Here is an 11,187-nt window from a genome sequence, read left to right as displayed (position 1 = left end):
TGGACAAGAGCGCCGACTTCTCCGAACTGCCCCAGGCCCTGCGCGCGGTGATGGCCGGCGGCCTGGTCGTGGTCGCCGCCTGGCTGGCCTGGGAGACGCGGACCTGAGCCCGCGTCCCCCGTCAGGTTGTCAGCCCCCGGTCGGGCCGGTCGAGAAGTCGAACTGTTCCGGCTGGCGGCGCGGACCGCCGAAGTTCCAGGTCAGGCCGATGTAGAAGGCCCGCAGCTTGATGTCCTGCTCCGAGCGTTCGCGGAACTGCGGCGTCTCGTAGATGGTCGTGGTGTTGAACGTGTTGAAGATATCCCGTGCGGTGAAGTTGAACGACAGCTGCTCGTTCAGCTTCCTGCGATAGCCCAGATTGACCATGCCGCCGGCCTCGCGCCGTCCCTGGGCCAACAGGCTGTCGCCCTGCCAGAAGCTGGAGACCTGGACGAAGTCCTTGGCGGTCGGCTGCCAGTTCAGGCTGAGACGCCCGCTGGCCAGGGTGGCCTCGCGGTCGCCGCCGCCGACGACAGCGCCCGAGTCGATCTCCTGACGGAAGACGTTGACGCTGGCGCTATAGCGCAGGGTCGGATGCAGACGCCCGTTCGCCGTCGCCTCCACGCCCAGGTCGCGACGCGAGCCCAGGTTTTCCGGACGGGTCAGGAAGACGCCGCCGCCGATGTCGGACGCCACGTCTGTGAACGCCTTGTCGGTGTTCCGCAGATAGGCGGTGGCCTGATAGAAGCTCTGGCCCTTTCGCATCTGCCACATGGCCTCGAAGCTGTCGGTCTCCTGCGGCCCCAGATCCGGATTGCCCGAGCGGACGTTCAGCGGGTCCTGATAGACGACGAAGGGATTCAGCTGGCTGGGCTGGGGCCGCTGGATGCGGCGCGAATAGCTGGCGCGCAGGGTCTGTTCAGGCGTCAGCTGATACTGGACGTGGGCGGTCGGATAGGCGCGGAAATAGTCCTGGGACGCCGAGGCGCCGCCGGTCAGATCCTTGATCTCGATGTCCGCCTGCTCAAGCCGCAGACCCAGTTGGGCCGACAGCTTCTCGCCCAGCGGCCGCTCATAGGTGGTGTACAGGGCATGCACCGTCTGGGTCGCTTCGAAGCGGTTGTTCAGGGCCGGGACCGGGGCCAAGGCTGCCTGCGAGGGACCGCGCAGGAACTCGGCGTCCTGCTCGGGCCGCTGGGCGTTCAGCTCATAGCCCAGGCGCAGCTTGCCGCCGTCGGACATCGGGCGGGTGTAGGCGCTGGTGAAGCCCCAGGTCACCTGATCGACCGCGGTCCTGGTCCGCTCGTACAGAGCCGCGCCCGCCGGGGTCAGGAAGGTGGTCAGGGTCTGGCTGGTGGTGTCGTTGGCGTTGGAGTCGTAGCGCAGCTCGTTGGACCACTCATGGCCGTCGCCGTCGAAGCGGCGCAGCACGCGCGCCGTGGCGCCCCAGTTGTTGAAGCTGAAGTCGGAATCGCCGACCCGACGATAGGCGCTGGTCACCGCGCCGGCGGCGTTGCGGGTTTCATAAAGGCCGTCGCCCGAACCCGTGCCGTCGAAGGCCACGCCGCGCAGTTCGCCGGTCAGCTGGGTCTTGTCGTCCAGCTTGTATTCGGCGGTGAAGCGGGCGAAGGCGCCGTTCTGCTCGGACTCGACCGGCTGTTCGACGGTCGTGGTCGAAACCACCGCGCCGGTGACCGGATCCAGCTGTTCGCGGACGCGGTTGAAGGTCAGTTCGGTCGGATCGGAGCGATAGCTGGCGTCGCCCGACAGGGTCAGGCGATCCTTCTGGTACGAGCCGCTGAGGCCGGCGTTCCAGCGGCCGTTGTCGCCGACGTTGACGCGCAGCGAGCCGGTCGTCTGGGTCCCCGGCTTGGGCGTCGTGGGCTTGGTGATGAGATTGATGACCCCGCCCGAACCCTCGGGGCTGTAGGCGGCCGATGGATTGGTCATGACCTCGATGCGGGCGTACTGGCTGGCCGGCAGCTGGATCAGGGCCTGGCCGCGACCGGGGCCGGTCAGGATGCCGGACGGGCGGCCGTCGACCAGGATGGTGACATTGGCGTCGCCGCGCAGCGACACATTGCCCTCAGGGTCCACGTCCACCGACGGCACGTTGCGCAGCGCGTCGGCCAGACTGCCCGTCGTCGCCTGAAGGTCGTTGGCCAGGCTGTAGCTGACCGAGTCGATCGAGGTGCGCACGTCATTGGCGCGGGCGTTGACGACCACATCGCCGACGCTGGCGGGCTGCTGTTGCTGGGGCGGTTCGGCCGTCTGAGTACGCGGCGCGGGCGTCTGGGCCGTCGTCGCCGGAGTTTGAGCGGCCGGCTGGCTCGTCGCCGCCGGCGGCGGGATCTGCGAGGCGGTCTGGGACGAATTCTGGGATTGAGCCAGAGCGGCGCCGGGCAGGGCGACGGCGGCCGCACCCAGCATGAGAACGAGTTTGGAAGAGGTCATGCCCCGGCGATCCTGAAAGAGTGCGCGGGCGTCTGTTTGCGCCCGTCGATAAGCCTGACTATCGACGTTACTTTGAATCGCAAAGTTACATCTTCTTCATCGAGACGGCGCGGTTGTGGCCAAGCTGGGAACTGTCAGCTTCGCCATACGCTTTGACCCGATGCTGACCACGAAGATGAACCCCCGCGTGTTCTGGGGCGCGAGCGCCATCATCGCGCTGCTGCTCCTCGTCGCCATCGTCGCGCCGGGAGAATCCGACCGCCTGTTCCAGAGCGTTCAGGCCTGGGTGATCGACACCTTCGGCTGGCTCTATATCGCCTCGGTCGCCGCTTTCGTGGGGCTGGTGCTGGTGCTGGCGATCGGCCCCACGGGCGCGCTGAAGCTGGGGCCGGACGACGCCGAGCCGGACTTTCCCTATCTGTCCTGGCTGGCCATGCTGTTCGCCGCCGGCATGGGGATCGGCCTGATGTATTTCGGCGTCGCCGAGCCGATCCAGCACTATATCAATCCGCCCGAGGGCGCCGGCCGCACCTTCGACGCCGCGCGTCAGGCCATGGGCATCACCTTCTTCCACTATGGGGCCCACGCCTGGTCGATCTATGCGCTGGTGGGCCTCAGCCTGGCCTTCTTCGCGCACCGCAAGGGTCTGCCGCTGACGCTTAGGTCGGGCCTGTCGCCCTTGTTGGGCAAGCGCGTCAACGGACCCATCGGCGATGCGGTCGACATCTTCGCCATCTGGGGCACGGCGTTCGGCATCGCCACGTCTCTGGGTTTCGGCGTGTCGCAGATGAACAGCGGCCTAACCTATCTGCTGGGCATTCCCAACACGGCCTGGGTTCAGGTCGGGCTGATCGTCGTGGTCATGGCGGCGGCGACCGCCTCGGTCATGAGCGGGGTCGGCAAGGGGGTGCGCCGTCTGTCGGAGCTGAACCTGGTGCTGGCGGTGCTGCTGATGCTGTTCGTGCTGGTGGTCGGGCCGACCGGCTTCCTGTTCAAGGCCCTGATCCAGAACTTCGGCTTCTACCTCAGCCATTTCGTCGAGCGGACCTTCACCCTCTACGCCTATGAGCCGCGCGCCTGGATGGCGGACTGGACCCTGTTCTACTGGGCCTGGTGGATCGCCTGGTCGCCCTTCGTGGGGATGTTCATCGCGCGGATTTCGCGCGGGCGAACGGTGCGGGAGTTCCTGCTGAACGTCTTGCTGGTGCCGGCCGGCTTCACCTTCCTGTGGATGACCGTCTTCGGCAATACGGCGATCAGCCTGGACATGGGCCAGGCGGCGGGCGCGATTTCCAACGCCGTTTCGGCCGACCTGTCGACCGCCCTGTTCTACTTCCTGGAGCAACTGCCGGGCGCAGCCTTCACCTCGGGCCTGGCGATCCTGCTGGTGGCGGTCTTCTTCGTCACCTCGGCCGATTCGGGGGCCCTGGTGATCGACACCATCGCCTCCGGAGGGGCCGACGACACGCCGCGCTGGCAGCGGGTCTATTGGTGCCTGCTGCTGGGCCTGATCGCCGCGACCCTGCTGCTGGCGGGCGGTTTGGGCGCGCTGCAGGCCGCTACCCTGGCCGCCGCCCTGCCCTTCGTCCTGATCATGATCCTGTTGTCGATCGGCCTGGTGCGCCAGATGAACGCCGACGTCGCAGGCCGCAACCTCGAGACCGAGGGCCCGCCCTTGGCGCAGCAGCTGAAACGTATTCTGGCCCCGGCCAGCCGCAGCGATATCAACGATGAGATCGAGCGCCACGGCCTGCCTGCGCTGGAAACGGTTCACGCCGCCATGGAGGCCGAGGCGGCGGAGTCCGAGATCGGGCGCGACGACGGCGTCGCCTGGCTGACGGTCAAACAGGGCGAGCGCGCCTTCATCTATCGCCTGGGCGCCCGCTCGCGTCCGCGTCCCGCCGTAACCCAGCGCGAGACGCCTGAAGGCCGCCGCCTGCTGGAATGGCGACTGACCGCCCAGACCGGCCAAGGCGAACGCCCCCAAGACATCACCGGCTTCACCCGCGACCAGATCGTCGCCGACGTGCTGGAAAAGCTGCAACGCTGGCGACTGGCGTAGAGACCTCAGGTCTTCGGGATGATGCGCGGCGCGGGCTCGTCCTTCCACCACAGCTGCAGGGCGCCGTCCTTAAAGCCTATGCGCAGGACGTCGAGACCCTCGACTGCAAACAGGCCGTCGGCGGTCAGCGCTTGCAGCTTGCGCGGCGCGGGCCACAGCGGGTGGCCGGGCCGGGCGACGACCAGGGCGCCGTCCTGCATCGTGACCACATAGTTGCGATAGGCGCCGGGCGCGGATTGCAGCAGGGCGGCGTCGGTCACGGGCGGGTTCAGGCGCGCCTCGACCGCAGTCAGGGCCCAGGCGTAGTCCGTCTTGGCGGCGTCGGACGTCGTCGTCGACAGCAAGCCGCGCAGGGCCTCGGCCTGGGCGGCGTCCAGCGCCTGGACGGAGGAAGTCGGGGTGTCCGGCGCCACGCCGACGCCCTCCCAGTTGCCGCCGCTGACCGCGTGAACGGGTCGGCCAACCGACAGGCTGAGCATGAAGCCCGGCGCGATGGGGAAGAAGTCATTGTTGTTGGCGGCGCCCGCCGTCTTGGCTCCCACCAGCCGGCCGAGTTTGAACTGCTGAACGTCATAGGCGAAGGATTCCGCCGCAGAGGCCGAGGCCTGGTCGATTAGTACATACAGGGGCGTGCCGTTCAGTCGCCCGGCGGGCAGATTGTCGAGCGCGCGCGTCTGCACCGGCTCTTGCCCGGCCTTCACGAAGGTGATCTCCAGCGTCCCGGCCTGAAGGAAGTGGCTGACCAGATACTGGACCGCCTCGGACGCTCCGCCGCCATTGCCCCGCAGGTCGATGATGACCGCGTCGCCGCCCTTCAGGAACCGCATGGCGTCGTCGTAGGCGCGGCCCGTTTCGTCCGAGACCCAATGGAAGGCGTCGATTTTCAGATAGCGGACGTTGCCGGGCAGGATTTCCATGGCGCTGAGACCGTGGTTGTCGCGACGGGCGGCGGCGGCGTCGATCTCTGAGAGGGCTTGGATCGCGTCGGCGCCGGCCGAGGCGGCGGCGAAGCGATCGGGCGCATATTCCAGATAGACGTGACCGTCTTGGCTGGCGTCGCGCAGGTCGCCGCTGATCAGACCCGCCAGTTCGTTGGGCGAAGACACGTCGTAGCGGCCGGACGTCTGGGCGGCGTCCAACCGAGCAAGGATCGCCAGCGCCCGGTCGGGAAAGACGTAAGAAGACCGAACCGCCTGTCGGATCGCGCTCAGGACCGCAGCGCGCTGGGTCGCGGACAGTTCGACCGGGGCGGACGAAACGACGGGAGGGCGGGCCTGAGCGTGGGCCTTGTCGGGAACGACGCCTTGGACGCCCATCAGGGCGAGCGCCATCGCAGCGGCGCTGAGCAGCTTGGATTGCATGATAAATTCCGGTGGAGGGGTTGAGGTTAGACGGCCGACTGCGTCTTTGCAGCGGCCTGAATGCGTTGGCCGAAGGGTTGATCCGTCAGGGCGGCGATGGCCTCCTTGACCACGCCGGAGAGGGGCGCCGACAGCTCTTGGTCCAATGTCTCGGCCGCCTGGTTCACGGCCGCCCATTGCCCTTGCAGACGCGGGATCATCGCTTCGGTCTTGGCGGTCAGCATCACGATCCGCTCACGCGCGTCGGCGCCGGGCTTCAGCAGAACCAGCTCGTCCTTGACCATCTGGGTCACGGTCTGACTGACGGCCGAATGGCTGATGCCGATCTGCTGCGCGATGGTCTTGATCGACTGCCCGCCGTCGCGCATCAGGATGCGAAGGATCGGCGTGTAGCGGGGACGCCAATTCAGGCCAGAGGCCGCATAGGCCGCCTCGACCTCTCCATCCAGAAGATCGATCAGATAGCGCAATAGCGTTCCGAGTGTGGGTGATGCAGACAACATGAGGGCTTATATATAAGCCCTTATATTTATCGTCAATCCCCATTTGTTAGCAGCACTTGGCCTTGAGCTGGCGGGGCGCTAGCGTCCGGCGGTCTTTGCTGGAGTTCGCCATGTCCCTTCGTCTGTCGCGCCGCACCCTGTTTGCTTCCGGAGGCGCGGCGGCGCTGGCGGCGGGGCCCGTGTTCGCCCAGAGCGCGCCGGCGAACGATGATGCGTCGCTGGCGGCGGCGGTGGACGCCTATGTGGCCAAGTGTATGGCGGCCTGGCCGGATCAGCCGGCGTTGGGCGTCGCGGTGGTCAAGGACGGGGCGACCGTTCTGGCGCGCGGTTATGGCGTCAAGGTTCAGGGCAAGCCGGCGCGGGCCGATGAGCACACCCTGTTCGCCATCGCCTCCAACACCAAGAACGTCACCGCCGCCGCCCTGGCCATCCTGGTCGACGAGGGCAAGGTGAAGTGGGACGCGCCGGTTCGGACCTATCTGCCCGGCTTCACCCTGTCCGATCCCTATATCGGCGAACACATCACGGTGCGCGATACGCTGAGCCACCGGGCCGGGTTCGGCCTGGGCGCCGGCGACCTGCTGTTCTGGCCCAACTCGGATCGCACCCGCGCCGAGGTGCTGGCCCAGGCCGCCTTCGTGCCGATCGAGGACGGGTTTCGCTCGCGCTACCACTATTGCAACCTGATGTTCGTGGTCGCGGGCGCGGTGCTGGAGGCCGTGTCAGGGATGAGCTGGGAGGCCTTCATCCAGACGCGCATTCTGGACAAGGTGGGGATGACCGAGACCGTGCCGCTGGCGCGTCTGGCCGATGCGTCCAAATCCGCCCTACCCCACGGCCGGGTTGGGCCGCCGCTGCGCTATCAAGGCGCGATGACGCCGATCGCCAAGTCCATCGTCGAAGTGTGGAACTGGGATTCGGCGGCGGCAGCGGGGGGCATCTGCACCACCCCGACCGACTGGGCCAAATGGATCGCCGTGCGGCTGAACGACGGCAAGCTGCCCGACGGGACACGGCTCTATTCCGAGGATGCGGCGCGCGAGATGTATCGCCCCAACATCATCGTCGGCTCGTCGGCCGGACCGACGGCCAAACTGCCCAACCGATCCATCGCCTCGACCTATGCCATGGGGCTGCAGGTTCAGGACTATCGCGGCGAGCGGATCGCCAGCCATGGCGGCGGCTCGCCCGGCGGGATTTCCGCCACGGTGCTGATCCCCGGCCGCAAGACTGGCTTCAGCGTCTTCTCCAACGCCGAGGAGAGCTTCCTGCTGCGCGCCTTGCGGTCCGGCATCACGGACATCTGCATGGGCAAGGTCGATGTGGACTGGATCGCGGACTCCAAGAAGCTGGAGGCCGAGGGCAATGCGAAATCCATCGCCGCCGCGGCCGAGATCGACGCCAAACAGGCGGCGGGCGCGCCCCCGTCCATGCCGCTGGACGCCTACGCCGGGACCTGGCGTGATCCGTGGTACGGCGACATCGTCATTGCGCCCAAGACCGAAGGACGCGGTCGCGATCGTAAGAACGGCCTGTGGCTGAGCTTCACCCACACGCCCGCCCTGCAAGGCTGGCTGGAGCCCTATGACGGCGAGACCTTCCGCACCCGTTTCCCGGACAAACGCGAGGAGGACGCCTTCGTCACCTTCTCGATTCTGACCGCCAAGCCGGCGACCGCGACGGTGAAGGGGGTCAGCCCCGACATCGACTTCAGCTATGATTATCAGGACCTGAGACTGACGCGGGTTTGACCTCGGACGCCCCTGTGACCCAGGGTCGCAAACCGGAACGGCCCGGGCGTCCTGACGCTGTCTTCCCATCAATCGAAAGGGAGACCGTCATGACCAAGACCCCAAACCCGCGCGCGCTGGATCGCGACGAGGCGGATATGGTCGAACAGACGAAGGCGCTGGCCGAGCGTTCGCTGGCGGAACTGCGCGACCTGATCGGGCGGCTGCGCGGGCGGCGTGACCGGGTGCAGCGTCAGATCCGAGGACGCGTTCGTGCGGGAGAGAGCGGCCCGGATGCGGGCGCGCGCGAGAAAAAAGCGCTGCTGACGGACGCCATCGCTCGCGTCGCCGATGAGATGGACGGTCGCAAATCGGGTCGGAAGGCCGCGACGGCGACCGATAATCTGCGCGATGCCGTTCGTCGCAAGGCCGAAAGCCCGACCTGGACCGGGCCGGACGATCGCACCGCCGATCTGGGGCCCAGCGAAACGCCGAACACCAAAATCGCCCCGTCAGGCGCGCTTCACGCCGAGGGCATGCGCGCCGCGATCGCCCGCTCGACCGGCGCGCGCTAGCCGATGATCTCCAGCAGCTCCAGCTTGGCTTCCTGCTTGGGCCACGGCAGGACCAGGCGCCAGCGGTTCTGGCCGATGCGCTCGATAACGCCGACCTGATCGCGTTCGGCCTTGTCGCCATAGGCGGGGAAGGTCTTCTCGTCGGCGCCCCAGGCCTGGGCGCCGACATAGACGGCGCGGCGGTCGGTGTCGGGATAGATCAGGCCGCGCGTGCGCTGCGATCCCGTCGTCTTGGTCAGGACCAGATCGCCGCCGGGCGTCAGCTCGACCGAACAGGCGAACCAGGGATATTCGACATAGGCCAGTCCCTGGCCCTCGACGCGGCGGCCCATCTTGATGGTGCGGCAGCGATAGGTTCCGGGTCCCGGCTGGATGCGGCCCGTCTGGGCGGCGTTCGGGTCGGCGAGCGGCCCCAGAGCCTCCACCTGACGCGAGAAGCCGCCGTCCTCCGCCTCGGCGCGGGCCATGCGCCAGGCCTGATCCAGCCGGCCAAGCAGGCTGGCGTCGGCGGCCTTGGCGATCTGACGCCAGGAGTCGGTTCCGCCCTGCATCCCCTCGTCGGGAGCGGCTGCGGACTGCGGCGTCGCCGTCGCCTCAGGTGCGGCCTGGGCCGGCACGCCTGGCGCGGGCGTGGTGACGGCGGGCGAAACCTCGGTCGGAGCGGCGGGACTGTTGTCGCCACAGGCCGCCAGGGCTGTCGTGGTCATCAGGGCCAGAACGGCCAGAGGGGTGCGGCGCATCAGCGTCTCCATCGGTTGTCCTGACCGAACGTGACAGGGCTCCCGAGGTTCAGCCGAACCTTAGCCGCGCGGCGCCGGGACCAGCTCGATCAGGTCCAGATTGGATTCGGTGTTGGGCCACGGCAGGACCAGGCGCCACCGCGCCTCGCCGATGCGTTGCAGGATGGCGACCAGATCGCGGTCGGGGTTGCGGCCATAGGTGTTGGCGGCGGGCTCCTGCGCCAGGGCCAGCGAGCCGAGCATCACCATATGGCGGTCGTCTTCGGGAAAGAGCAGGCCGGAGGGGCGCTGCGAGCCGGTTAGCTTGGAGAACTTCAGGCCTTTCGGCGTCTGTTCGATGCGGCAGGCGAACCAGCCGTAGACGACATAGCCCAGACCGTCCTCGCCCCCCTGGGTGCCCAGTTTGACGGTGCGGCAGCGATAGTCGCCGGGCGGCGGGGAGACGCCGGGCCGGGCGGCCTTGGGGTCGATCAGATCGCCCAGGCTGTTCAAGTTGCCGGAGCCGCGCTGACGCTTGGCCTGTTGCAGGGCCAGGGTCCAGGCGGCGTCGACGCGGCGGTAACGGTCCCGGTCGCCGGCCGTGATGACGCCGCGCCAGTCCATCAGCGCGCCCGATGCGCCGGACGGCGGCGGGGGTGGCGGCGGCGGGGTCGAGGCGCAGGCGGCGACGGTGCACAGGACGGCCAGCGGCGCCAGACGACGCGTGAGCGAACGGAACGGGACGAACGGGGACATCGACGCTTCCCTTGGGGCGACCAGGCGAACTTAAGCCTCTTAGGCACTCTTGCGACCGTCGGCGTCAACCTCCGCGCCGCCCAGCGCCGTATTCAGCGCAGCCGCCTGGGCCGCCAGATCCAGCGGCTTGGCCAGCCAGGCGTCGAAGCCGGCCGCGTGGGCGCGCGCCCGGTCCGGCGCCGATACGGCCGCCGTCAGCGCCAGGACCGGCACGTGACGCGTCAGGGGATCGACGTCCAGTCTCGCCTTTACCTCATAGCCGTCCATGTCCGGCAGCCGATGTCGAGCAGGATGACGTCGGGTCTGAGCGCACGCGACAGATCCAACCCCTCCGGTCCCGTCGTCGCGGCGTGCAGGGTCAGGCCCAGCCCGCTCGCCGCCTGCCGCATCAGGGCGATGTTGGCGGGATTGTCCTCGATGTAGAGCACCACCGCCTGACGCGATGACGCCAGACCCGGCGCGGGGGCTGCCGGAAGGCTGAGTGAAAAGATGGCGCCCGCGCCGGGGTTGCGCGCCATGGTCAGGGCGCCGCCCATCCGCTCGGTCAACCGCTGGACCGAGGCGACGCCGAGGGCGGTGCCGCCTCTGGCGTCGCGACCATCCAACGGGCGGAAAGGTCGGTCGTCGCCCGCACCGACGGGGATCATGCCGGCGTCATGGATGGCGATGACGATCCGGTCCTCAGCGCGCGACATCTCCATGCGCACTTTGCCTCCGCCGGGCGAATGGCGCAGGGCGTTCTCGACCAATCGGCGCGGGATTCGGCGGATCTGGCTCGGATCGGCCATGACGCACAGGCCGTGGGCGGGCGGCGGACAGGCCAGCGTCACCCCCGCCTCTCGCGCCTGCGCCTCCAGCCCATCGCAAACCTGACGCAGCGCAAGACGCAGATCGACGCGGTGCAGCGAAGGCGAGCCGCCGCCGTCACCGCCGGTCATGAAGGCTTCGGTTTCCTCAATCAGGGCCAGCAAGACACCGGCCGCGGCCTCGATCTGACGCACGGACTGAATCTGGCGCGCGGTCAGGGGATTGGCCGGGTCGTCGGCGC

Annotated in this window: 10 protein-coding genes; 3 read left to right on the top strand and 7 right to left on the bottom strand. The window is 68.2% G+C overall.

All coding sequences use genetic code 11. The features are described 5' to 3' along the window. Positions 1 to 129: 129 nt before the first annotated feature. Positions 130 to 2,433 carry a TonB-dependent receptor domain-containing protein gene (locus B3T77_RS07025; protein ID WP_292078363.1) on the bottom strand — a complete coding sequence of 768 codons (2,304 nt, stop codon included), beginning with the start codon at positions 2,431 to 2,433 and terminating at the stop codon, positions 130 to 132. Between the two features lie 160 nt (positions 2,434 to 2,593). Between B3T77_RS07025 and B3T77_RS07020 the strand changes: the two genes are divergently transcribed. Continuing rightward, the gene (locus tag B3T77_RS07020) at positions 2,594 to 4,495 is read left to right on the top strand and encodes a BCCT family transporter (protein WP_292078361.1); all 1,902 of its coding nucleotides are present in this window, start codon (positions 2,594 to 2,596) and stop codon (positions 4,493 to 4,495) included. A 5-nt stretch (positions 4,496 to 4,500) separates the two neighbouring features. On the opposite strand, the gene B3T77_RS07015 is transcribed toward B3T77_RS07020, so the two are convergent. Beyond that, positions 4,501 to 5,856 (bottom strand): S41 family peptidase, encoded by a 1,356-nt coding sequence (locus B3T77_RS07015; protein WP_292078359.1) that lies wholly within the window; start codon positions 5,854 to 5,856, stop codon positions 4,501 to 4,503. A 26-nt stretch (positions 5,857 to 5,882) separates the two neighbouring features. Next, complete coding sequence (locus tag B3T77_RS07010) at positions 5,883 to 6,326, bottom strand: MarR family winged helix-turn-helix transcriptional regulator (protein ID WP_292078357.1); 444 nt, start codon at positions 6,324 to 6,326, stop codon at positions 5,883 to 5,885. 143 nt (positions 6,327 to 6,469) lie between these two features. On the opposite strand from B3T77_RS07010, the gene B3T77_RS07005 reads away from it, so the two are divergent. Together B3T77_RS07005 and B3T77_RS07000 are read left to right on the top strand one after the other, a co-directional pair. Beyond that, positions 6,470 to 8,110: a serine hydrolase gene (locus B3T77_RS07005; protein ID WP_292078356.1), complete on the top strand. Its 1,641-nt coding sequence runs from the start codon at positions 6,470 to 6,472 to the stop codon at positions 8,108 to 8,110. Positions 8,111 to 8,199: 89 nt separating this feature from the next. Then, positions 8,200 to 8,664: a hypothetical protein gene (locus B3T77_RS07000; protein WP_292078355.1), complete on the top strand. Its 465-nt coding sequence runs from the start codon at positions 8,200 to 8,202 to the stop codon at positions 8,662 to 8,664. Here B3T77_RS07000 and B3T77_RS06995 read toward each other — a convergent pair. The 4 genes from B3T77_RS06995 to B3T77_RS06980 all read right to left on the bottom strand — a co-directional run. Further along, on the bottom strand, positions 8,661 to 9,404 hold the full coding sequence (locus tag B3T77_RS06995) for a DUF4893 domain-containing protein (RefSeq protein ID WP_292078353.1): 744 nt from the start codon (positions 9,402 to 9,404) through the stop codon (positions 8,661 to 8,663). The two genes, B3T77_RS07000 and B3T77_RS06995, sit on opposite strands and share 4 nt — an antisense overlap. A 60-nt stretch (positions 9,405 to 9,464) precedes the next feature. Beyond that, positions 9,465 to 10,139 (bottom strand): DUF4893 domain-containing protein, encoded by a 675-nt coding sequence (locus tag B3T77_RS06990; protein ID WP_292078351.1) that lies wholly within the window; start codon positions 10,137 to 10,139, stop codon positions 9,465 to 9,467. 39 nt (positions 10,140 to 10,178) lie between these two features. Further along, positions 10,179 to 10,406 carry a hypothetical protein gene (locus B3T77_RS06985; protein WP_292078349.1) on the bottom strand — a complete coding sequence of 76 codons (228 nt, stop codon included), beginning with the start codon at positions 10,404 to 10,406 and terminating at the stop codon, positions 10,179 to 10,181. After that, positions 10,388 to 11,187, bottom strand: an 800-nt coding sequence (locus tag B3T77_RS06980; protein WP_292078347.1) for a hybrid sensor histidine kinase/response regulator, incomplete at its 5' end; no start/stop codon positions are given. The genes B3T77_RS06980 and B3T77_RS06985, both read right to left, overlap by 19 nt.

It is taken from the genome of Brevundimonas sp. UBA7838, from assembly GCF_002500885.1.
GTDB classification, from domain to species: Bacteria; Pseudomonadota; Alphaproteobacteria; order Caulobacterales; family Caulobacteraceae; genus Brevundimonas; species Brevundimonas vesicularis_C.
The sequence above is the reverse complement of the archived record's forward strand: the minus strand, read 5'-3'. Positions and strand labels throughout refer to the sequence as shown.

Bases quoted from the DNA above. Each gene is read 5' to 3' on its own strand.
- B3T77_RS06985 (WP_292078349.1), bottom strand. From the start codon at position 10,406: ATGGACGGCTATGAGGTAAAGGCGAGACTGGACGTCGATCCCCTGACG.
- B3T77_RS07015 (WP_292078359.1), bottom strand. From the start codon at position 5,856: ATGCAATCCAAGCTGCTCAGCGCCGCTGCGATGGCGCTCGCCCTGATG.
- B3T77_RS06990 (WP_292078351.1), bottom strand. From the start codon at position 10,139: ATGTCCCCGTTCGTCCCGTTCCGTTCGCTCACGCGTCGTCTGGCGCCG.
- B3T77_RS07025 (WP_292078363.1), bottom strand. From the start codon at position 2,433: ATGACCTCTTCCAAACTCGTTCTCATGCTGGGTGCGGCCGCCGTCGCC.
- B3T77_RS07005 (WP_292078356.1), top strand. From the start codon at position 6,470: ATGTCCCTTCGTCTGTCGCGCCGCACCCTGTTTGCTTCCGGAGGCGCG.
- B3T77_RS07000 (WP_292078355.1), top strand. From the start codon at position 8,200: ATGACCAAGACCCCAAACCCGCGCGCGCTGGATCGCGACGAGGCGGAT.
- B3T77_RS07020 (WP_292078361.1), top strand. From the start codon at position 2,594: ATGCTGACCACGAAGATGAACCCCCGCGTGTTCTGGGGCGCGAGCGCC.
- B3T77_RS06995 (WP_292078353.1), bottom strand. From the start codon at position 9,404: ATGCGCCGCACCCCTCTGGCCGTTCTGGCCCTGATGACCACGACAGCC.